Annotated in this window: 19 protein-coding genes; 5 read left to right on the forward strand and 14 right to left on the reverse strand. The window is 35.0% G+C overall.

Annotated elements, in window-relative coordinates:
* Positions 1-126: 126 nt before the first annotated feature.
* The 5 genes from AACZ41_RS15475 to AACZ41_RS15495 form a co-directional block, all read right to left on the reverse strand.
* Positions 127-2,349, reverse strand: coding sequence for a polyribonucleotide nucleotidyltransferase (locus tag AACZ41_RS15475; protein WP_339629509.1), 2,223 nt, complete (start codon positions 2,347-2,349; stop codon positions 127-129).
* 217 nt (positions 2,350-2,566) lie between these two features.
* The gene (gene rpsO, locus AACZ41_RS15480) at positions 2,567-2,836 is read right to left on the reverse strand and encodes a 30S ribosomal protein S15 (protein WP_091626475.1); all 270 of its coding nucleotides are present in this window, start codon (positions 2,834-2,836) and stop codon (positions 2,567-2,569) included.
* 113 nt (positions 2,837-2,949) lie between these two features.
* Positions 2,950-3,810: an acetyl-CoA carboxylase, carboxyltransferase subunit beta gene (gene accD, locus AACZ41_RS15485; protein WP_335638411.1), complete on the reverse strand. Its 861-nt coding sequence runs from the start codon at positions 3,808-3,810 to the stop codon at positions 2,950-2,952.
* Between the two features lie 31 nt (positions 3,811-3,841).
* On the reverse strand, positions 3,842-4,909 hold the full coding sequence (fbaA, locus tag AACZ41_RS15490) for a class II fructose-bisphosphate aldolase (protein WP_339629511.1): 1,068 nt from the start codon (positions 4,907-4,909) through the stop codon (positions 3,842-3,844).
* Between the two features lie 60 nt (positions 4,910-4,969).
* Positions 4,970-7,528: a BamA/TamA family outer membrane protein gene (locus AACZ41_RS15495; protein ID WP_339629513.1), complete on the reverse strand. Its 2,559-nt coding sequence runs from the start codon at positions 7,526-7,528 to the stop codon at positions 4,970-4,972.
* A gap of 54 nt (positions 7,529-7,582) precedes the next feature.
* Between AACZ41_RS15495 and AACZ41_RS15500 the strand changes: the two genes are divergently transcribed.
* Positions 7,583-8,302: an RNA methyltransferase gene (locus AACZ41_RS15500; RefSeq protein WP_339629514.1), complete on the forward strand. Its 720-nt coding sequence runs from the start codon at positions 7,583-7,585 to the stop codon at positions 8,300-8,302.
* Between the two features lie 68 nt (positions 8,303-8,370).
* Here the strand turns inward: AACZ41_RS15500 and AACZ41_RS15505 are convergent, their stop codons facing one another.
* Together AACZ41_RS15505 and ubiE are read right to left on the reverse strand one after the other, a co-directional pair.
* The gene (locus AACZ41_RS15505) at positions 8,371-9,066 is read right to left on the reverse strand and encodes a porin family protein (protein WP_339629515.1); all 696 of its coding nucleotides are present in this window, start codon (positions 9,064-9,066) and stop codon (positions 8,371-8,373) included.
* A gap of 48 nt (positions 9,067-9,114) precedes the next feature.
* The gene (gene ubiE, locus AACZ41_RS15510; protein ID WP_339629517.1) at positions 9,115-9,858 is read right to left on the reverse strand and encodes a bifunctional demethylmenaquinone methyltransferase/2-methoxy-6-polyprenyl-1,4-benzoquinol methylase UbiE; all 744 of its coding nucleotides are present in this window, start codon (positions 9,856-9,858) and stop codon (positions 9,115-9,117) included.
* A 230-nt stretch (positions 9,859-10,088) separates the two neighbouring features.
* Between ubiE and trkA the strand changes: the two genes are divergently transcribed.
* Together trkA and AACZ41_RS15520 are read left to right on the forward strand one after the other, a co-directional pair.
* The gene (gene trkA, locus AACZ41_RS15515) at positions 10,089-11,438 is read left to right on the forward strand and encodes a Trk system potassium transporter TrkA (protein ID WP_339629518.1); all 1,350 of its coding nucleotides are present in this window, start codon (positions 10,089-10,091) and stop codon (positions 11,436-11,438) included.
* Between the two features lies 1 nt (position 11,439).
* On the forward strand, positions 11,440-12,933 hold the full coding sequence (locus AACZ41_RS15520; protein ID WP_339629519.1) for a potassium transporter TrkG: 1,494 nt from the start codon (positions 11,440-11,442) through the stop codon (positions 12,931-12,933).
* A 70-nt stretch (positions 12,934-13,003) separates the two neighbouring features.
* On the opposite strand, the gene AACZ41_RS15525 is transcribed toward AACZ41_RS15520, so the two are convergent.
* Positions 13,004-14,194, reverse strand: coding sequence for a pyridoxal phosphate-dependent aminotransferase (locus AACZ41_RS15525; RefSeq protein WP_339629520.1), 1,191 nt, complete (start codon positions 14,192-14,194; stop codon positions 13,004-13,006).
* Between the two features lie 15 nt (positions 14,195-14,209).
* Positions 14,210-15,310, reverse strand: a complete 1,101-nt coding sequence (locus tag AACZ41_RS15530; RefSeq protein ID WP_339629521.1) for an acyl-CoA desaturase — start codon at positions 15,308-15,310, stop codon at positions 14,210-14,212.
* Between the two features lie 120 nt (positions 15,311-15,430).
* Here AACZ41_RS15530 and rsmG point away from each other — a divergent pair, with 120 nt between their 5' ends.
* On the forward strand, positions 15,431-16,066 hold the full coding sequence (gene rsmG, locus AACZ41_RS15535) for a 16S rRNA (guanine(527)-N(7))-methyltransferase RsmG (RefSeq protein ID WP_339629522.1): 636 nt from the start codon (positions 15,431-15,433) through the stop codon (positions 16,064-16,066).
* Between the two features lie 434 nt (positions 16,067-16,500).
* Here rsmG and AACZ41_RS15540 read toward each other — a convergent pair whose 3' ends face one another.
* The 5 genes from AACZ41_RS15540 to AACZ41_RS15560 all read right to left on the reverse strand — a co-directional run bounded on the left by AACZ41_RS15540 (position 16,501) and on the right by AACZ41_RS15560 (position 21,619).
* The gene (locus tag AACZ41_RS15540; protein WP_339629523.1) at positions 16,501-17,013 is read right to left on the reverse strand and encodes a DinB family protein; all 513 of its coding nucleotides are present in this window, start codon (positions 17,011-17,013) and stop codon (positions 16,501-16,503) included.
* Positions 17,014-17,124: 111 nt separating this feature from the next.
* The gene (gene pruA / locus AACZ41_RS15545) at positions 17,125-18,753 is read right to left on the reverse strand and encodes an L-glutamate gamma-semialdehyde dehydrogenase (protein WP_339629524.1); all 1,629 of its coding nucleotides are present in this window, start codon (positions 18,751-18,753) and stop codon (positions 17,125-17,127) included.
* Positions 18,754-18,834: 81 nt separating this feature from the next.
* The gene (gene apaG, locus AACZ41_RS15550) at positions 18,835-19,221 is read right to left on the reverse strand and encodes a Co2+/Mg2+ efflux protein ApaG (protein WP_339629543.1); all 387 of its coding nucleotides are present in this window, start codon (positions 19,219-19,221) and stop codon (positions 18,835-18,837) included.
* 5 nt (positions 19,222-19,226) lie between these two features.
* Positions 19,227-20,351 (reverse strand): DUF3667 domain-containing protein, encoded by a 1,125-nt coding sequence (locus tag AACZ41_RS15555; protein ID WP_339629525.1) that lies wholly within the window; start codon positions 20,349-20,351, stop codon positions 19,227-19,229.
* A 26-nt stretch (positions 20,352-20,377) separates the two neighbouring features.
* On the reverse strand, positions 20,378-21,619 hold the full coding sequence (locus tag AACZ41_RS15560; RefSeq protein ID WP_339629526.1) for a DUF5103 domain-containing protein: 1,242 nt from the start codon (positions 21,617-21,619) through the stop codon (positions 20,378-20,380).
* 152 nt (positions 21,620-21,771) lie between these two features.
* On the opposite strand from AACZ41_RS15560, the gene AACZ41_RS15565 reads away from it, so the two are divergent.
* Positions 21,772-23,124: a Na(+)-translocating NADH-quinone reductase subunit A gene (locus AACZ41_RS15565; RefSeq protein WP_339629527.1), complete on the forward strand. Its 1,353-nt coding sequence runs from the start codon at positions 21,772-21,774 to the stop codon at positions 23,122-23,124.
* Positions 23,125-23,127 lie beyond the last annotated feature (3 nt).

Here is a 23,127-nt window from a genome sequence, read left to right on the forward strand (position 1 = left end):
ATATACTTATACGTAAAAAACTTCCGAATGTTACAATTGAAGGTAAAAAACTTTGTATTTCTGTTGAAATGCATAAAAAAAGCCTCGACATATATGTCGAGGCTTACTTTTTAAACTTACAAAGAGTTAATCTCTTCTTGGTTTTCTATCACGGTCACGGTTACGATCGTTTCCACGACGGTCATCTCTTCGTTTGTCATCTCGTGGCGGTCTTTCTACAAAACCTTCTGGTTTTGGTAAAAGAGCTTTACGAGAAACTTTCTCTTTTCTTGTTCTTGGATCAAGGCCGAAATATTTCACATCAAATACATCACCCATGTTTACCACATCGGTTACATTTTCAGTTCTTTCCCATGCCAATTCAGAAACGTGAAGTAGAACTTCGTTTCCTGGTGCATCCATATACTCAACAACAGCACCAAAATCTAGCATTTTGATTACTTTTACTTCGTAAACACTTCCTACGGTAGGTTTGAACAATATAGCATCGATTTTTGCCATAACAGCATTAATACCAGCTTGACCTACACCTAAAATTTCAACGATACCTTCTTCAGTTACTGGATCCTCGTTTATAACGATAGTGGTCTCAGTTTCTTTTTGCATCTCTTGAATTACTTTTCCACCAGGTCCGATTAAAGCACCAATGAATTCGTTAGGAATTCTACGCGTAACCATAGTAGGTGCATGTTCCTTAACATCAGCATTTGGTGTAGAAATAGTGTCAGTTATTTTACCTAAGATATGTAAACGACCTTCTCTTGCTTGTTTTAGTGCATTTACTAAAATTTCGTAAGACAATCCTTTTACTTTAATGTCCATTTGACAAGCAGTAATACCTTCAGAAGTACCAGTGACTTTAAAGTCCATATCACCTAAGTGGTCTTCATCACCTAAAATATCAGAAAGAACAGCATATTTTCCAGTTTTTGCATCAGAAATTAATCCCATAGCAATACCAGAAACAGGTCTTATCATTTGAACACCGGCATCCATCAATGCCATTGTACCTGCACAAACAGTAGCCATTGAAGAAGAACCATTAGATTCTAATACTTCAGACACTACACGTACTGTATAAGGGCAATCAGCAGGAATCATTCCTTTTAAACCACGTTGCGCCAAGTTACCGTGACCAACTTCTCTTCTAGAAGTTCCTCTTAACGGTCTTGCTTCACCTGTACAAAAAGGAGGGAAGTTATAATGTAAATAGAAATTTTCTTCACCTTCATGAGATGGCATGTCTATTTTATTTGCATCTCTAGAAGTTCCTAAAGTTACAGTTGCCAATGCTTGAGTTTCACCTCTTGTGAAAATTGCTGAACCGTGAGTTGATGGTAAATAATCAATTTCACACCAGATCGGTCTAATTTCATCTGTTTTACGACCATCTAAACGTAAACCTTCATCTAAAGTTAAATTTCTAATAGCCGATTTTTCGGCTTTCGAATAATACTTAGATATTAAATCACCATAATCTGCTAATTCTTCTTCTGAGAATGTTGCTTTGATTTCTTCTTTGATTTCAGAAAAAGCAGCACTTCTTTCGTGTTTGGCAGAACCAGCTTTTGCTATAGCATAAACTTTATCATATGCCATATCATGAATCTTCTTCGCTAAATCTTCATCTTCTCTTTCTTCTGCGTACTCACGTACTTCTTTTTTGCCGAATGCTTCAGCTAATTTTACTTGTGCAGCACATTGTACTTTAATGGCTTCATGAGCAAATTTTATAGCTTCTGCCATTTCTTCTTCAGAAATTTCATCCATTTCACCTTCAACCATCATTACAGAATCAGCTGATGCCCCGATCATCATATCGATGTCAGACTCTGCTAATTGTGCTCTAGTTGGGTTGATGATAAATTCTCCATTTACACGACCGACTCTAGCTTCAGAGATTGGGCATTCAAAAGGAAAATCTGATAATTGAATAGCGGCAGATGCAGCTAAACCGGCCATAGCTTCTGGCATAACGTTTTCGTCATGAGACATTAATTGAATCATCACTTGCGTTTCTGCATGGTAATCTTTTGGAAATAATGGACGTAAAACACGATCCACCAAACGCATGGTCAATACTTCACCATCACTGGGTCTTGCTTCTCTTTTGAAGAAACCACCAGGGTAACGACCTGCGGCAGCAAATTTTTCACGGTAATCTACCGTAAGTGGAAGAAAGTCCACATCACTTTGTTTGTAATTGGAAACAACTGTACATAATAACATACATTTTCCTGACTGAACAACAACAGAGCCGTGAGCCTGTTTTGCCAATTTACCGGTTTCGATAGAAATTTCCCTACCGTCGCCAAGGTCTATGACCTCTTTAAATACTTTTGGAATCATAAAATTTGATTAAAATCTGCGTATTGCAGATTTGTTAAACAATGGTCTTTCCGACTAAATTTTCTCTGGTCGGAGTTGTTGTGTTGTTGTGTTGACCAATGAAAAACCGTGTGTAGCTTTTTGTGTTCGCCTTTACCAATGATTGGTTAAATCTCCCAAGGCTTGGAGTAATTTAAAAAAAAGGGAGATAGTTAACTATCCCCCTTTTTTTGCAATATTATTTTCTAATACCAAGCTCTACAATTAGCTCTCTGTATTTTACAATATCATTTTTAATCATGTAATCAAGAAGACTTCTTCTTTTACCTACTAGCTTCACAAGTGAACGCTCAGTATTGTAGTCTTTATGATTTCTTTTCAAGTGACCGGTCAAGTGATTGATACGGTGTGTGAATAAAGCAATTTGGCCTTCTGTAGAACCTGTGTTGCCTTCTTTACCACCATATTTTTTAAAAATCTCGGCTTTTACTTCTTTAGTTAAATACATTCCAATATTATTTTAATGATTTTTATGTACGTGATTGATTTTCAATCAGGGCGCAAAGATACTCTTTTTTTGAAATAAGAAACTATTACAATTCAAGAAATAAATAGACATTATTATGACCTAACAGGATTGTTCTGTATTAAGTCGATATATAGGTTAACTTTTTTCTTCAAATCTTTTCTATGTGAGATAAAATCCAAGAAACCATGTTCCAATAAAAATTCAGATGATTGAAAGCCTTCAGGCAATTCTTTACCAGTAGTATCCTTAACAATTCTCGGACCTGCAAAACCAATTAGCGCTCCCGGCTCTGCAATATTGATATCGCCTAGCATAGCATATGATGCTGTTGTACCACCAGTAGTAGGGTCGGTACAAAGCGAAATGTAGGGTAAACCAGCTTCAGATAACTGAGCTAACTTAGCAGATGTTTTTGCAAGTTGCATCAATGAAAGTGCAGCTTCCATCATACGTGCCCCACCAGATTTTGAAATCATCATGAATGGTGTTTTCTTTTTAATAGCATAGTCGATACCGCGAGCGATTTTCTCACCAACGACACTTCCCATAGAACCACCAATGAATTTAAAATCCATACAGCAAATTACTATGTCTTTACCGAAAGATTTTCCGTATCCTGTTCTGACAGCATCTTTAAGTCCTGTTTTCTTCTGCGCCGCTTTTAAACGCTCACTATATTTTTTGGTGTCCTCAAATTTTAAGGGGTCTTTTGAGGAAAGTTTTTCATCAAGTTCGGTAAACTTATTGTTGTCGAACAAAATTTCAAAATATTCCTTACTGCCTATTCTAACATGGTAATCATCTTCTGGGCTTACATAAAAGTTTTTGGCCAAATCTTCAGATTCAACAATTTTGCCTGTTGGTGATTTATACCACAGACCTTTTGGTGTGTCTTTTTTCTCTTCAGTTGAAGTCTGTATTCCTTTTTCTTTTCTTTTAAACCAAGCCGTCATATCTTCCATTTATAGATTACCTTGAAGTAAATTAAAGCGTATTTACGTTATTTAAGTCTTCAAATGCTTTTTTCAAACGTTCGATAAAGGTTACTTCACCTTTTCTTAACCAAACTCTTGGGTCGTAATATTTTTTGTTAGGCTCGTCAGCTCCTTTAGGGTTGCCGATTTGTGATTGTAAATAGTCTTTATTGTCTTGTATATAATCACGAACACCTGCTAGAAATGCATACTGTAAATCTGTATCAATGTTCATTTTTATAACACCGTAGCTGATACCTTCTCTAATTTCTTCAACAGTAGATCCGGAACCACCATGAAATACAAAATCAATGTGATTATGTTCAACACCATATTTCTTTGTAATGTATTCTTGAGAATTCTTAAGAATTTTCGGAGTTAATTTCACATTACCTGGCTTATAAACACCATGTACATTACCAAATGCAGCAGCAATGGTGAATCTCGGACTTACTTTAGAAAGTTCCTCGTAAGCATAAGCAACTTCTTCTGGTTGAGTATATAATTTAGAATCATCTACATCAGAATTATCAACACCATCTTCTTCGCCGCCTGTTATGCCAAGTTCGATTTCTAGAGTCATTCCCATTTTGCTCATACGCTCTAGGTACCCTTTACATATTTCTATGTTTTCTTCTAAAGGCTCTTCTGAAAGATCGATCATATGCGAGCTAAAAAGAGACTTGCCAGTTTCAGCAAAATGTTTTTCACTTGCATCTAATAACCCGTCTATCCATGGTAATAATTTTTTAGCACAGTGATCTGTATGTAAAATAACAACAGCACCGTATGCCTCAGCCAATTGATGAACGTGTTTTGCGCCTGCTATAGCTCCTTGTATTGCTGCATTTTGCCCTTCATTAGAAAGTCCTTTTCCAGCATTGAATTGCGCACCCCCATTTGAAAATTGGATAATTACAGGAGCGTTAAGAGTTGCTGCCGTTTCTAAAACACCATTAATGGTGTCAGAACCTATAACGTTTACAGCTGGTAATGCAAACCCTTTTTCTTTTGCGTAATTAAATATTGCTTGAACTTCGTCTCCGGTAGCAACTCCCGGTTTGATATTATGAGCCATAATTATTTGGTCTATTAGTTTCTAAAAAAATGAAAAACAAAAGTAATAAAACAATTATATTTAAAACGGATAGTTGATACCTATTTGTAAAACAGAGTTAGCGAAATTATAATCTTTAAACCATCTTTCTGACTGAATTTCAGCAGGGTTGTAGGTTTTGAAACCCAAATCTAGTCGAAACAGAAAGTATGTGAAATCGTACCGTAAGCCAAGCCCTGTGCCTAGTGCGATATCTTTTAAAGAAGCAAAACTGTCAAAAGTGGCGTTAGGGTCTTCAACGTTATCTAATACATTCCATATGTTACCGGCATCGGCAAAAATCGCACCGTTTACATCACCTACAATAGGGAATCTATATTCTAAGTTTAATGCGAGTTTTAGATTAGCTTCATTGAAATCATTAACTGCGGAAACACTACCAGGCCCTAAAGAGTATGGGAACCACGCACGGTTGTCATTTGACCCACCTGCAAAATAACTTCGGACAAAAGGGATGTTGTCAGAGTTTCCATATGGTATTGCAATACCAAAAAATGCTCGTGCCGCTAAAACATTTGAGCGTGATAGATCCCAGTATTTTATATACTCAAATTCGTTCTTTATGTATTGAGAAAATGGCACGCCAAAAACTAATAGTTGCTCTTGGTCATTTTTATTAAAAGGAACGAAAGATGAAAAAGCCGATAAAAGATTCCCAGCACTTTCTAGTTTCCATCTAAACTGATAAAAACTGTTATCGATGATACCTGTTCTATTCGTTTTGTTGAAAGTGTAATTAGTGGCAAAAATTAGATTATTCTCTGTTAAGCGTTTTCTTCGCTCTTCAATAAGACTTATATTGGTAAAATCCTCTGTCGTAGAAGATACTGTTCGGTCTTTAGTGGCATTGATAAAGCCTGTGGTGCCAGAAGGGATGATTAACTTTGGGTCGGTCGAGTCTGATTCTACCTCAAAAAAATCTGACAATAAAGGATCAGTTTGATAATTATCTGCAATATCGTCTAGCCGTTCATAAGTGTTACTATACACATTAAAAAATCTGCTACTATTAACATTACGTACATATTGGATGTTTAATAGCTCCACGTTATGGTTGATAAAATCGCTCGGAACCCAATTATAACCCAAAACAGTATTAAACGTCTGCTTGTCTAGACCAATATTATTTTGAAAACTTGTACCTATCGCGATTCTGGTTTTGGGTAAAGTATAGTTAGGTATTATTTTGGTTGTATTAATAAAGGGAAACCAGATACGAGGAAAATCAAGGGTAATGTCACCGCCAAACTCTGAAAAGTAATTAGCCTGAAAAGTATTGCTGCTTAAAAGCCCATAAGTGCCATCTGCGGAAATACTTAAATTTTCAGCACCTTTAAAAATGTTTCTAATAAGTAAGGTAGTACCTAGGCCAACTCCCAGTCTTCGGAGGTTAGAACGGCTAACTTCGAAATTTGTTCCTAATGAATATTTTGATTTTGGTGCCAAGTAAATATTGGTGTTTACCTGATTACCTATACTATCTGCTTCGAATATAATATTCGGATATTTAAAAATGTTTAGTGCGTTAAGCTGTCTACTTGTTCTTATTTTGTCGACATCTCTGTAAATACTATCTTTCTTAAAAAATATAGCATTGGCCAATGTCTTTGGCTTTATATCGAAATTCTTAGAATAGTGAATAGTATAGTCTCTATAATCTATTGTATACAATGAATCTTTTGTGTTCGTTGAAAGATAATCTGTATAAATATTGATTTTATTGATTTTCTCTACCTTGTAGGCAGAGGTGGTGACTTCATTCTCTCCCCTGGTTTTTAAATCTCCAATATTTAATGAGATGTTCATCTTCTGATCATCAGCTGATTTTGTGGTGTCCCTAAGAATATCAAAAGTAATTGAACTTTCTTGAAAATTTCGAATACCGTTATTTCTAAAGATACCTGTAAGTCGTTCACGCTCCTTATTAAAATTAGATAAGTCGAACTGTTGTCCTTCTTTAATTATGGAGTTGGCTGAATTTAGAAAATATAAAGAATCAATAGCTGTTGATAAAATATTATTACTAAGAGAATCTATGATATAAGGGTCTCCAAGTTCTATATGGTAATTAATTTTGGCTTTTTTGTTCTGTTTGGTCGTGTCAATTTCATAAGTTGTATTATTGGTAAAATAACCCTTACTTTGATAATATGCGCTAAGCCTTGCTAAGCTAAGACGCGTTCTAGTCGTATCTAAAACTGTGGGTGCCTCTCCTATATCTTCTAACCAATAGCTCAGGCCTGATACTAAAAACGATTCTCCTAAACGTTCAACTTGTTTAGCCGATAGCAATTTGGTTAATCTCTTTTTTCTGTTCTCCTTTTTATATAGCCAAGCGTTGAATGATGAATCGGGATTTTCTTTTGCTAAATTGTATAAATTAAGTCTTAAAGGGTAACCAAGTACAGTTGAATTGGGTTTTTGATATATAAGACTTTGAAGTTCTTCGTTATTAATTTTTATGGAATCTGCATAAATGGAATTTTTTACCACCAAATATTCATCATCCTCAACTTTTTTAAGCGAGTTGCAGGATAGCAAGACTATTGCCAATAGGGATAATAAGCTTAATTTAGCCATGTTGTTTTTGGAGCAAAGTGCCATCCTCATATAAATCAAAAATACATTATTTGAATGGTTGTCAAAAGTGAATTGAAACTTATCAAAAGTCTACAACAAAAAAAATGCCGAAATGAACACGGCCTTTTTGTTGTTGAAGGAAAAAAAACCATAGAGGAGGTTTTGAAGTCTGATATGGAACTTTATAAATTATTTGCGGTAGATTTTGAAGATTTTTATGTAGAAGGAGTAGAGGTCAATCGAATTTCAAATAAGGAACTTAGCCAAGTAAGTAGTCTTAAAAATCCGAATGGGTATCTTGCAGTATTCCATATTCCCAAGCAGGAACAAAAAATACTGTCAGACTGGATTTTAGTGCTTGATGGAGTGCAGGATCCAGGGAATTTAGGTACAATCATTAGGCTGTGTGACTGGTTCGGTGTGGTAGATATCATTTGTTCTCCTCAAACTGTAGATTGCTATAACCCAAAGGTGCTTCAAGCGACCATGGGTTCGATTTCTCGAGTTCATATACGATATACAGAGTTAAAAGCGTTTCTGAGTTTTAGCGAACTTCCCATTTATGGAGCATTTATGGACGGTGTAAGTGTCAACGATTTAAAATTACCAGAAAAAGGTATTTTAATAATGGGAAACGAAGGAAAGGGAATTTCTGATTCTGTTGCTCAATTATGCACTGAAAAGTTGGCAATACCTCAATTTGGTGGTATTACCACAGAAAGTTTAAATGTAGCATCTGCAACAGCTATTTTACTACACGAAATTAGAAAATAGCGGTGCCTAATTTTTTAAATGATAGCATTTTAGATTAAGCTACTTAAAATTTTGCTAATTGCTGAAATTTATTCAAAAGTAAAATTGATAAAGAGACCTCTTGTTTTTAACGACTCAATATTGCCTGTCCATGGACTATTTGGGTCTTGATCCGGTACCAGTTCATCGGTGATTGCGAAAACACCACGTATGGAAGGAGTAAACTTGAAGTATTCTAAGTAAAAATCAATACCGAAGCCAAGTTCGTAGTTGTACACCCATTTTTTCATTCTAAACGTACCAGAACTGTTATCGTCAAGGCTTTCTTCGTTACTGCCTAGGTTAAGACTTCTTGATCCGCCACCAATTACAAAAGGTTTAAAGTTTCCAAATCTTTTTGTGCTGGCTTTAAGCAAAACAGGGAAGTTTATATAAGTAGATTTTACTTCTCTAATGGCATCTCGCTCATCTTCAAAACCAGTAAAGCCCATTAATCTTGAGCCATAATGCAGTCCGGGTTCAAATCGTAAGTCTAAAAACTCATTAAGACGCAATTCTCCAATAAGACCAACATTGAATCCGAAACTTTTGCTAACCAAAATGTCGGGAGCATTTTCTTTGTACTCTATCTTAAAATCATATTGATTTAAACCTAAGAAATATCCCCAGTTCAACAATTTCTTGTCTTCGTTTTGTTTATTTAATATGGGGCTTTCGTTGAATTGAGCACTCAACGTAGTAGTCATAGACAATATCGCTAGGCTTATAAAAAACCATTTCTTCATATATCCAGGTTTACGATTGTATGTCATCAAAATAATAAAGCGAACTATCTAAAGCGCTGTACTTGCCTTTTTCGCAATATAAATCGATGCCACCCCAAATGTTTGAGGTTTGTTCGTTACATCTATAAACCCGATTTCGCGTAAAATATTGTTGAAGTTTTCACCATGTGGAAAAACGGAAGCCGATTCACTTAAATACCCATATGCAGAATTATCTTTAGAAAACAATTTACCAATAAGCGGAAGAATATATTTAGTGTAAAATTTATATCCTTGTTTGTATGGAGTTTTTGTAGGAACCGAGGTTTCTAAAATGACAAGAGACCCATTGGGTTTTAAAACTCTTAGTATTTCGGCCATACCTGTTTTAAGCGTTTCGAAATTTCGAACACCAAAAGATACCGTTACAGCGTCGAAAGAGTTGTCATCAAATACTAAACTCTCACTATCTCCGACAACCATTTCAATAGTATTGTCGAGGTTTTTATCTTTTACTTTATCCTTGCCAACGGCTAACATGCCAGGTGAAATATCAAGACCAATAATTTTTTTAGCACCGGTATTAACGAGCGCAATAGCTAAATCACCTGTTCCAGTTGCGATATCCAATATAGATTTTGGATGTTCTTTTTTTAATATTTCAACAACTTTTTTGCGCCATTTAATGTCTATTCCAAATGAAATTACACGATTTAAACCATCATAATTTTTGGAAATAGTATCGAACATTTTAGTTACCTGTTCTTTTTTTCCTAAATCTGAATCTTTATAAGGGGTTACTTTTTTAGACATTGTAAGCTTTTTTTGCAAAGATACGATTTAGGAAAGGCTAATTTTATAATTAATGAGAGTGGTTATTTCTTAAATGGTTAAAGAACTGAAAATAAGTTTTAAACTAATTAATTTATGTAATTTTGTGCCATAATAAATGCTACTGTTTTCAAGATACTTCTGAGTACTTAATATAGAATAAGTGTAGAATTTTTAAAGAATCCTTGATAGTTAGCGGTCTAATAAATTAAATGAAGATTATAATTGCTGGTGCTGGGGAAGTTGGCTTTCATTTGGCTAAGTTACTTTCCTATGAATCACAGGATATCACCTTAATTGATAGCGATAAAGAAAGTCTTGCTTATGCAGATAATCATTTAGATATACGTGTGTTAAAGGGTGATGCAACCTCTATAGCAGTGCTTAGAGATGCGCAAGTGCAAGATTCTGATTTGGTTATTGCGGTAACTTCATCTGAAACTACCAACATTACATTGTGTATGCTGGCAAAACAGTTAGGTTGTAAGCGAACTATCGCAAGAATTTCCAATACCGAGTTTATAAGTAATAAGGAGTTATTACGATTTTCTGAATTGGGAATCGATGAATTGATTTCTCCTGAAGCTTTAGCTGCTACTGAAATTCAAATGCTGCTTAATAAGTCGGCCTTTAATGATACTTACGAGTTTGAGGATGGTGAGCTTATTATGGTAGGTGTTTCCTTGATAAAATCCGCTCCTTTTGTTGGTAAAATGGTGAAGGAAGCTGCTAATATATTTCCAGAACTACACTTTATGCCTATTGCACTTCAGCGAACAGGTACTCAATATACTGTTATACCAAGAGGAGATACCTTATTTAAAGAAGGGGATCAAGTATATTTCATTACTGTAAAAAAAGGGGTTGATGAACTTTACAAGCTAACGGGTAAAAAAAAGGCTGAAATCAAAAATGTCATGATTTTGGGAGGTAGTAAGGTAGGTTATAAAACAGCCAGAGACCTTTGTGCCAATAAGTTCAATGTTAAGTTGATAGAGAAGAACAAGGAAAAAGCTTTTGACTTAGCAGATGAATTGCCTAATGCCTTAGTAATTAATGGTGATGGCAGAAATGTTGAATTGTTAGATGAGGAAAGCTTAGAGTCCATGGATGCCTTTATTGCGGTGACAGGTAATTCGGAAACCAATATAATGTCATGCTTAGTTGCAAAATCTAAGAACATAAAGAAGACCATTGCCTTGGTTGAAAACATGGATTATTTTCAACTTTCTCATTCTATCGGGATTGATACCTTGATCAATAAAAAACTTTTAGCTGCTAATAATATTTTTAGACATATTCGTAAAGGCGAAGTAGTAGCCTTAATGCGTTTGAATAATTTAAATGCCGAAATTTTAGAGTTTATAGTTAAAAAGAATTCTAAGGTGACCGGGGCGACAATAAGGGAATTAAATTTTCCTAAAGCAGCAACTATTGGTGGTGTCGTAAGAGATGGCGTTGGTCATATTGCGCTAGGTGGATTCAAAATCCAAGAGGGTGATCGAGTAGTGGTTTGTTGTTTGCCTTCTGAGATATCAAAAATTGAACGAATGTTCCTTTAAAATGCGGCTTAACTTAAGAATCATATTTCATTTAATGGGGCTGCTGTTGCTTTGTAACGGAGGCTTTATGCTTTTGGCTGCGGTGGTAAGTGGTTTTTATCAAGATGGTGCTACTTTAAGCATTACGTTGGCATCAATAACGACCATGTTTGTTGGGGTTTTTTCAATGTATTATACTCGTGGGCATAAGAAAGAAGTAAAGCAAAAAGAGGGCTACATTATCGTTACTTTTGGATGGGTAATTATGTCTATTTCAGGTATGTTGCCTTATCTATTTTCTGGAGTGGTACCTGATGTTACGAATGCTTTTTTTGAAACAGTATCGGGTTATACCACCACAGGGGCTTCTATTATGGATGATATAGAAGCAATGCCAGAAGGTATTCTTTTTTGGCGAAGCCTTACCCACTGGATTGGGGGAATGGGTATCATCGTTTTGGCTATAGCTATTTTGCCATTATTAGGAATAGGGGGTATGCAGCTTTTTTCTGCAGAAGCTCCTGGGCCAAGCGCAGATAAATTACACCCTCGAATTACCGATACGGCTAAGCGACTTTGGCTTATTTATTTTGGATATACCATTGCGGAAACAATTCTATTGCAAATTGCCGGAATGTCATTTTTTGATGCCGTAAATCATGCAATGGCGACACTGTCTACCGGTGGTTTTTCTACTAAAAATGCAAGTATTGCTTATTGGAATGATCAACCATTAATTCAATATATCATTATCTTTTTCATGTTTTTAGCAGGTAGTAATTTTGTGTTAAGCTATTTTGCTTTTAAAGGTAAAGTACAGAAGGTGTTTAAAGATGAAGAGTTTCGATATTATGCTGGCTTCGTAATTGTGTTTACGATTATAGTAGCGTTGGTTATTTATTTTAAAGCAAACATAACAGATATAACTCCTGGTTATCCGATGGTTTTGGGTAAAGCAGAAAGTTCGTTTAGGCATGCATTGTTTCAAATAGTTTCAGTAATCACTACAACTGGTTTCGTAAGTGCAGATTTTACGCAATGGACCCCTTTTTTAACCATATTCTTTTTTGGGTTATTCTTCTTAGGTGGCTCTGCAGGTTCTACGGCTGGCGGTATTAAGGTAATGCGTCACATATTGATTATTAAAAACGGTGTGTTAGAATTTAAAAGAACATTACATACTAATGCCATTATACCAGTACGGTACAACAATAAAACAGTAAAGGAGAAAATCGTTTATAACATTATAGGCTTCCTTGTGCTGTATATGTTGCTCTTTATTATTGGTGCGCTTGTATTAGGTTTTTTAGGGTTAGATTTTGAATCGGCTATTGGTGGTGCGGCATCATCGTTAGGTAATGTTGGTCCTGCATTGGGTAGTCTAAACCCAGTAAGTAATTTTAATAGTTTGCCAGTATTGGCGAAATGGTGGTGTGGCTTTTTAATGTTGGCAGGTAGACTAGAACTCTTTACCGTATTAATATTGTTAACGCCCTATTTCTGGAAACGCACATAAGGAGATAGATAACTGAAAAATAAAGTCCCTTTGATCAAAGGGACTTTATTATTCTATAATGTGTTGAATATTATTTCAGTGCTTCTTTTATTCTTGAAATCGCTTCTTTAATATCTTTGACTGATGCGGCGTAAGATATACGAATACAATTTCCATTGCCAAATGCATCACCAGTAACTGTTGCTACATTAGCTGCTTCTAGAATATACATTGAGAAATCTGATGCATTATTGATTTTAGTGCCGTTTAATGTTTTGCCAAAAAAGGCAGTTACATCTGGATATACGTAAAATGCACCCTCAGGCTCATTACATTTAAAACCATCTATTTCATTTAACAAGCCTAAAATTAACTTGCGACGTTCTTTAAATTCATCAACCATGAATTGAATACGGTCAGGTGATTCTTCTAAAGCTGTTATAACTGCACGTTGAGCAATACAATTGGCACCACTGGTAACTTGACCTTGAAGTTTGTTGGTTGCACGGGCAATGTAAGCAGGTGCGCCGATATATCCAATACGCCATCCAGTCATAGCAAATGCTTTTGCTACACCATTAACCGTAACTGTACGATCGAACATATCATCAAATTCAGCCATTGAGGCATGTTTGGTTACTCCATAATTAATATGCTCGTAAATTTCATCACTAACAACTATGATTTGTGGGTGTTTTATTAAAACATCAGCAAGTGCACGCAATTCTTTTTTGCTATATATAGATCCACTTGGGTTGCAAGGTGAGCTATACCATAACATTTTAGTTTTTGGCGTTATAGCTGCTTCCAATTGCTCTGGAGTCATTTTAAAATCATTTTCCAAAGAAGTTGGCACTTCTACAGGAATACCATCTGCCAATTTAACAATGTCACTATAACTTACCCAATAAGGGCAAGGTAAAATAACTTCATCACCAGGGTTTAAAATAACCTGGGCAACATTGTATAATGACTGTTTTGCACCAGTGGAAACAACGATTTGAGCAAGCTCATAACTTAGGTTGTTATCCCTTTTGAATTTTGTTATAATTGCCTTTTTCAAATCTACATATCCATCTACCGGAGAATAGGAATTGTAGTTATCATTAATTGCTTGTATTGCTGCGTCTTTTATGTAATCTGGAGTTTCAAAATCTGGTTCGCCTAAGCTTAAACCTATGATGTCTTTTCCTGATGCTCTTAATTCACGGGCCTTTGCGGCCATTTCCAAAGTAGCTGACGGTGTAACGCTGTTTATTCTATCCGAAAGTTGATTGCTCATGGGTGCTATAAATTTCTAATATTGTAATGTAGGCTCCTTGCCTAATTCTTTTAAATGTTTGAAGTGCGAAATTATAGCTTTTCTGGTAGTTTTATACTCGTGGTATGGCAAATTAAATTCTTGCGCTGTTTGTTTCACAATTTTCGAAATTTTTGTGTAATGAACATGGCTTATGTTAGGAAATATATGGTGCTCAACTTGATGATTTAATCCGCCTGTAAACCAATTCACTAATTTATTTTTTGTACCAAAATTTACGGTAGTGAATAGTTGGTGAATAGCCCAAGTATTTTTCATTGTACCAGATTCGTCTGGCAATGGCGTATCGGCATCATCAACAATATGGGCAAGTTGGAAAACTATACTTAATATAACGCCTGCAACATAATGCATTAAAAAGAAACCAATTAGAATTTTCCACCAGGCAATGTCCAAAATTAACATGGGTAGAACAATCCAAATTGTTATGTATAGCAATTTTGTGATGATTAGAGTGCTCCAGTTCATGGTGGCACTTGGTAATTTACCATATGATAATTTACGCTTCATGTACCTATACATTTGTTGGAAATCGGTGGTAATGGCCCAATTGAAGGTAAGTAGACCGTACAATAAGACAGAATAAAAATGTTGAAATTTATGATGTTTTTTCCATTCGGCATGTTTAGAAAAACGTAATATTCTACCTGCTTCCATATCTTCATCATGTTCATGAATATTGGTATAGGTATGGTGAAGAACATTGTGTTGTACCTGCCAGTTATAAACATTTCCGGCGAGTATATAAATACTGCTGCCCATTAATTTGTTCACCCATTTTTTATTAGAGTAAGCACCATGATTGCCATCATGCATAACGTTCATGCCAACCCCGGCCATACCTACGCCCATGACAATGGTCAAAAGAAAATTAGCCCAGTTTGGCAATCCTAAAGTTAAGATTAGAAAATAAGGTGCGAGAAATAATGAGAACATCACAAAAGTTTTAATGTGAAGTCTCCAATTACCTGTTTTTTTTAATTTATTCGTTTTAAAATAATCATTGACCCTACTATTCAAAGTCTTAAAAAACTTTGCAGAATCTGTTCTGGGAAATCGTATGGTATTTTGTTCCATAATTAGGAAATCTTTTACTTAATAATATGTAATTGAATCTATAATAGTTTGATAGCTTAATTAAAAGCTAAATCTTTGCAATAGTGAATATACTAATAATTTCTATTTACAAAGATAAGGATGACTGTTGAAACCATATTTGAATATTTTCCCAATTTATCTATAAATCAGAAAGAACAATTTGAAAGACTAGAGGAACTTTATAAGGATTGGAACCAAAAGATAAATGTGGTTTCTCGAAAAGACATCGATGAACTCTACTTAAGGCATGTTTTACATTCTCTAGGAATAGCCAAATTTATATCTTTTAAAGATGGTTCAAAAATTCTTGATGTAGGAACAGGTGGAGGTTTTCCTGGTATTCCTCTGGCTATTTTGTTTCCTGAAGTTCATTTTACGTTAGTTGATTCTATTGGAAAAAAAATAAAAGTAGTTGATGAGGTAGTTGAAGGATTGCAGTTAGCTAATGTGAAAACTATTAATGCTCGAGTAGAGGAGGTTCCGGGTCAGTTCGATTTTATTGTCAGTAGGGCTGTTGCTGCGATGCCAACCTTTGTGCATTGGATAAAAGGAAAGATAAAAAAGGAATCTGCACATTCTATTCGTAACGGAATATTGTACTTAAAGGGTGGTGATTTGCTTGATGAGCTTAAGGACTATAAAACTGCCGAAATCTATCAATTAACGGATTATTTCAAAGAAGATTTTTTTGAAACAAAGAAATTGGTCTATCTGCCATTAAAATTTAAAGGATAATTTAACAGTGTTTATGTCAAATTTAAAGACTAAATGCCTGGTAATATGCCCTTCTGTATTTTTGAACAAATAGTTTAATAGATTTCCAACTTAGAAATTGGAAACTACTAATTTGCGTGTTTGTCTTTTGTGTTTTCATAAGAATTTGATTTTAAATGAGTTATAAAGTTCTGAAAATAGCATTTAATTTACAATTAATTAACGTTAAATTTACATTGAAATTGTGTTTGGCTACTTTAAATGTTTCCAATATTTTAGCTGTACTTAAATTATTGAGAAATTAAATGGTGAAAGGTTTGATAATTAAATCTGGTATTCTGAGGTAATTCAATAAGTGAAATTCTTAAATTAATAAGGGAGGCGATGGGTTACGAATAAAAAAAGCCTTCAATCATTTAAATGATTGAAGGCTAATAATTCATTATTAGTAAATTTTATTCGCTCCATGGCGGAACAACACCATTAGATCTGGCATAAGCAATTAATTGACCCTTGTGCTCACCATTATGCTCCATTATTGTTAGAAGTCCGCCTAATTTGTTCATTTTCATAAATCCGAAATCAACTTCCTCGTTTAAAGCACTATCTTCAACCATAGTGATTTTTTCGAGAACAAAATCATTTGATTTTTTTAAGGTTGCTATGATATTTTCCTTTCCAATGATTTTACCTAAAGACATCATGTCAACATCTTCTGGTGGTGCAAACCCTAGTTTAGAAGCCAGAAAGTAATTAGCGGTTGCAACATGTAAAAGCGCTTCGCCAACAGAATTAACTCCTTCTGCAGGTCTCCAGTCGTATTTATCTTCAGGAAAAGCTTCTGCAAGTTGTATTACTTGATCTTGGTTTCCGATTAAAACAGCCTTAATGGTGTTCTGTGTCAACTCTTCTTGAGCATAAGAAAACGCGCCAGAGAAAAGAACTGCAATTAATAGTAACTTATTCATAATTAGTGTGTTAAGATTGATAAAGTAAAAATTATCATAGTGTAATATTACCCTTATTTAAATAAAATATCAAAAAAAAGGCTGAATTTAAATTCAGCCTTTTAAGTTTGATTATCCCAAAAATGGATATCTATAATCTACTGGAGTTACAAATGTTTCCTTTATTAATCTAGGGGATACCCATCTTAATAAGTTTTGAGCTGATCCAGCCTTATCATTTGTTCCAGATGCTCTTGCACCGCCAAAAGGTTGTTGGCCAACAACAGCGCCGGTTGGTTTATCATTGATATAGAAATTGCCAGCACAATTTTGTAATGCTTTTGTAGCCTCTTCAATAGCATATCTGTCATTTGAAAGTAGAGCGCCTGTTAAAGCATATTCTGAAGTTCCGTCTATTAATTGCAAGGTTTCCTTCCAATCTTTATCATCATATACATAAATCGTAACAACGGGTCCGAAAAGTTCGGTTTCCATTGTTGTGTATTTTGGATCGGTAGTAACAATAACTGTTGGCTCTATGAAATATCCTTTAGATTTATCAAAACTACCACCGGCATATATCTCGGCATTTTCATCTTCTTTCGCCTGGTTTATGTATTTCGCTAATTTATCGAAAGAACCTTCATGAATTACCGCGGTGATAAAATTGCTCATATCTTCTGGCGATCCAGGTTTGTTAAACGATTCGATATCTGCTTTTACAAATTCTAATATCTCTTTAGATGTAGATTTTGGCAAGTATACTCTTGATGCTGCACTACATTTTTGACCCTGAAATTCAAAGGCACCTCTAGAAATAGCGGTAGCAACCTGCTTTGTGTTTGCGGTCGGGTGTGCAAGTATAAAATCTTTACCACCAGTTTCACCAACTATTTTTGGGTAGGTTTTATAAGTGTGGATATTATTTCCAATTTGTTTCCATAATTCTTTGAAAACATGCGTTGAACCTGTGAAATGGATTCCTGCAAAATCAGGACTGGCCAAAATAGTGTTTGTAATCATCACTGGGTCGCCATAAACAACATTGATAACTCCGTCTGGTAAACCTGCTTCTTTAAAAATGTCAACAATAACTTTTGCCGAAAATATTTGACTATCGCTAGGTTTCCAAACAACGACATTACCCATCATCGCAGCGCTTGCAGGAAGGTTACCTGCTATTGCTGTAAAGTTAAATGGAGTAATTGCATAAACAAACCCTTCTAAAGGTCTGTATTCGACACGGTTCCAAATACCTTCTGCAGAATCAGGTTGTTCGGCATATATCTGTGACATATATTCTACGTTAAAACGTAAAAAGTCAATCAATTCGCAAGCAGCGTCAATCTCCGCTTGGTGAATATTTTTTGATTGAGCTATCATAGTAGACGCATTAATTTTAGCGCGATAAGGCCCGGCAATTAATTCGGCAGCTTTTAAGAATATGGCAGCGCGTTGCTCCCAGGCTAAATTAGCCCAAGCGTTTCTAGATTCTAAACAATTATCTATTGCGGCTTGCACGTTTTTTTTATCGGCAGTATGGTAAGTACCAACAATGTGTTTGTGGTCGTGAGGTGGCGACATAGGTTTTGTATTACCTGTTCGAACCTCTTTTGAACCTATGTACATAGGAACATCTACATTGCCGTTAAAATATGTTTTGTATTGTTCCAAAACAGCTTCTCTTTCTGAAGAGCCAGGTGCGTAGCTTTTAATTGGTTCATTAATAGCTGTAGGAACTTGGAAAAAACCTTTACCCATTGTCAATATTTTTAAATTAAAAAGTTGACCAAAGGTACTAAAAGGGAGTTGGACTTAAAACTAATAGAAGGTTAAAAGGATTTAGTTTAGAGCAAAAGGGGCGCTAAATTTAAATGTAGGAATATATACTCTGAATTTTTCAGAGTTGCTAAGATGAGTCATGTTGTAATGACCTTTCATAGCTCCAATAGGTGAGGTTAGTAAGCATCCAGAGTTATAGGTATGAGAATCACCAGGTTGAATTACCGGCTTTTCACCAATAACGCCTTCACCGTCTAAGGTTTCCATGTCATTTAAAGAGTCATAAATTTTCCAATGACGAGAAGTTAATTGAACAGCATCTTTACTTTGATTCTCAATGGTAATAGTATAACCGAACGCATAGTGCATTTTATAGTTTTTAAAGAACGTGCCTTCAAAACTAGTCTGTACCGATATTTTAATGCCTTTGGTTACCTGTGTTATCATCATAATTAATATGTAAAAACGCTTGCAGTTATTAATATTGTAATAGCTATACCTCCTAAGATAAAAAATATTGAGTTTAGGAAAATATATTTTATAATCGTTTTAACTCTTCCTTGCTGATAGAAATTTCGCATTGCTTTGTAAAGGTAGATTGCGAATATAAATAAAAATACTCCTTCACTGCCAATATTGAATACTGCGTTAATCAAATTGCTAACAATGAGCAAGATAAATAATAACGATTGATTGTGAAAACTAAAGATTAAATGATCGGTGTAAGTGTATTTTTTTCTGATATAGACCATCCAAACGAAAAAAGAAAAGAACGGAAGAAAGAAAAATGTAGCAATTGGTAATTTAGATATGAGGGAGTTGAAAAAAGTTCCTGGATGTTTTTCGATTTCTACCAAACTTTGCGCGAGGTTAAAGGTCATTTTATTTTCTAGATTAGGTGTAATGTCATATTTGATAACACTTTCATCCAAGCTATAGATAGTATCTCTTTTTATTACGGTAGTGAAGAAATCTATTTTACTGCCATATTTATAGAAAAATCCATCGTCTTTGATTTCTTTAAAATATTTTTTGGGATTTGAAAGTATGGTAGAATCTTTTACGCTTATTATATCTCCGTTAAATTTTTGAAGTTTTATGGAATCAATAGCTGCCAAAGCTGCTTTTTTTTCTTCTTCATTTTCAAATTCATAAGTGTTTCGTTGCTTCGTTATATCGAAAGTTGGCATTCTATTGCCACTACCATATTTATTTAAGGATTCAAATTCACTATTAAAACTTATGATTAAAAAGTAGATAATTGATAAGCTTAATAAAAAACGGAAAGGATTTGTGTATGACAAGCGTTTGCCAGAAATATATTCTCTTGTGATTTTACCAGGCTTAAGTAAGAGTGCCGCAAGTGTTTGCCACAGTTTAGAATCATATGAGAAATAGTTTGAGAAAAATTCCTCAAAAAAATCTAATAGTGTTAGCTTCTTGGTGCTGTTGGCTTGAGAGCAATTGGGGCAATATTTATCGCTTAAATCAAGAGGGTGGCCGCAGTTTAAGCAGTCAACCCCTCTATATTGAAGCTTAAATCGGCCAGGAGTTTTTATGATTGATTGGTTTTTCATGATCGATGAAAAACATAAAGATACAGTTAGTTCGTGATATTTCTTGAATTGGCAGACCCGATACCAATTAAGCTGTCATACATGTCGCCAAAGTTTCGGTAATAGACGAGTATAAGGTAATTGTTTTCAGTAAAATGAAAATTACCTCCAACTACATTGGCTTTAATTTCTTGACCGTTATTCAGTACGTATTTATAGTTGTAAAAACCTTGCTTCATTTTTAGTGTAGCCTCTAACATACCGTTAGTTTCGTTGTAGGTCATTTTGTTTTCATCGGTAAGTGCGTAATTGTTGTATTTTCCAAATATGTATACATCGTCTAAGGCTATGAATTCATTGTAGGGTAGGCTAAAATGTACATTTGTGTATTCCGCTTCACGAGAAGCATTGTCGCCCTGCAAGGTTCTAATTACGAAATCTCCGTTAATATCAGGAAAGTAACTGTATGGCTTGTCATTTCTGAATGCATCAGAAAACAAATAGTGATTATACAGGTCGGTTAAGTCAATTCTAGAAATCTGAGAGCTTGGGGCTCTAAGGTCGCTCGTGTCGAAAAGTAAATATTCGTTTCCTCCGTAAAATGCGGTCTCTTGATCGTATTTATATACAAGTTCATTCCCTATAGTATATTGCGGTACAATATCTTGTATAGCGGTTGGCCAATAATAATTTTGTAAAATGGTGACTTTTACTTCTTTTTTTGGATTAACCAGCTTGAAGCCTGATGTTTGAATGTTGAATTGAACTACTTGTTTTTCGTTTATGAAATTAAAATCTCTAGAACGTTTTATGGTGGCGGCTACACTTACTAGGTCTTTATAAACTAAAAATCTACGTGAAAACTGAAGTTCGTAATTACTGTTGTAAACTTCTAAAAGATAGTTGCCGCTAACTTTTAGGCGAACATTATCGTTAGGTATGGTTAGTTGGTAATTGGAGTAGGTTTCGAGGGTGGTGTAGCTATTTTCGTAGTCAGTAATTCTTTGGTTGTCTACACCATCTAGATATTGCGATTTTAATAGAGTTGATTTATTCCAATCATAATCGCAATGCGTTACCTTATAGTAATAGTCTTGCTCGTTGGCTAAAATATCATCGAATTCTAAGTAAATAGGCTCGCCGATCTTTATTATTGGAAACTGATCTTCTGTTGGTCCTTTGAAGATAATTGATTTTATGTTATCTGGCGGATTTACTTCTTCTTGAACCTGTGCGACTATGTTTTGCAAGAAAAATAGACATATAAAATGTTTAATAAAAATTCGCATTGGAAGGCTTTTTTTTAAGTAAAGGTAAACAAAAACGATGCCTAAAAAATATACCTCGATGTAATGTCTAAATTATGGGGTAATAATTATGAAAACGAAGTTTTTGTACTTAAATTTGCTCAAATTTTGTTAACCTAAAGGTCTACACACACATGTCCAAAGACATACGAATTAAAAAAGGGCTCAACATTAATCTTGTGGGTGCCGCAGAGCAGACGACTTCGAAAGCTGTTTTGAGTAATGTATATGCTATACAATTAAGTGATTTTCATGGAATTACCCCTAAGATGATAGTGAAGCAAGGCGCTGAGGTGAAAGCTGGAGAACCTTTGTTTTACAACAAAAACATGGAGAATATGCTCTTTGTGTCGCCTGTAAGTGGTGAGTTGGTGGAAATTGAAAGAGGGGATAGAAGACGTATTTTGACCTTAAAGATACTAGCTGATAAAACTCAAGAAGCATTTGCGGGAGCGGCTTTAGATGTTGAAAAGGCTTCTAAGGAAGAATTGAAGGCTGCTTTGTTAAAGAGTGGTTGTTGGCCATTCATAAAGCAACGACCATATGATGTAGTTGCTAATCCTGATGCTACCCCAAAATCAATATTTGTTTCTGGGTATTCAAGTGCGCCATTACAGGCCGATTTGGATTATGTTTTACAGGGTAAGGAAAAAGAATTGCAAGCAGCAATTACTGCTCTAGGTAAGTTAACGCCTGGTAAAGTTCATGTAACTGTTGGTGGTTCGGGTAATTCGCCATTAGCTACTTTAAACGGTATTGAACTACATAAAGTTTCTGGTCCACATCCTGCTGGTTTGGTAGGTACACATATAAGCAAGTTAGATCCTATTAATAAAGGTGAAACGGTTTGGACGGTATCACCTCAAGATTTGCTTATTATTGGTGAGTATTTGCTTACGGGTAAATTCAATGCTGAACGAGTAGTTGCACTTGCTGGGTCATCTGTTAAGGCGCCGAAATATTACAGTACCAAGATAGGTGCTGAAATTTCTACTTTTCTATACGCCAGTGGTGTTAATGAAGAGAATTTTAGGGTTATAAACGGTGATGTTCTTACTGGAACAAAAAGTAAACCAGATGGTTTCTTAGGGTTTTACAATAATACGGTCACGGTTATTCCAGAAGGTGACGACTATGAGTTGTTCGGATGGAACAAACCTATCTTTAATAAAATTTCGGCAACTAGGGCATTAACGTTCTCATGGATGCAGCCGAATAAGAAATATGAGTTAGATACCAATACAAATGGAGAGCACAGAGCTTTCGTTGTAACGGGTCAGTATGAAGAAGTTTTTCCTATGGATATTTTTCCAATGCAACTTTTAAAAGCTTGTATGGTAAAGGATTTAGATGAAATGGAACAACTAGGCTTGTACGAAGTGGTTCCAGAAGATTTTTCATTGACTGAGTTTATATGTATTTCCAAACAACCACATCAGAAGATTATTCGTGAGGGGTTAGATTTATTGCAAAAAGAAATAGGATAAGAA

It is taken from the genome of uncultured Maribacter sp. (assembly GCF_963974015.1).
Taxonomy (GTDB): Bacteria; Bacteroidota; Bacteroidia; order Flavobacteriales; family Flavobacteriaceae; genus Maribacter.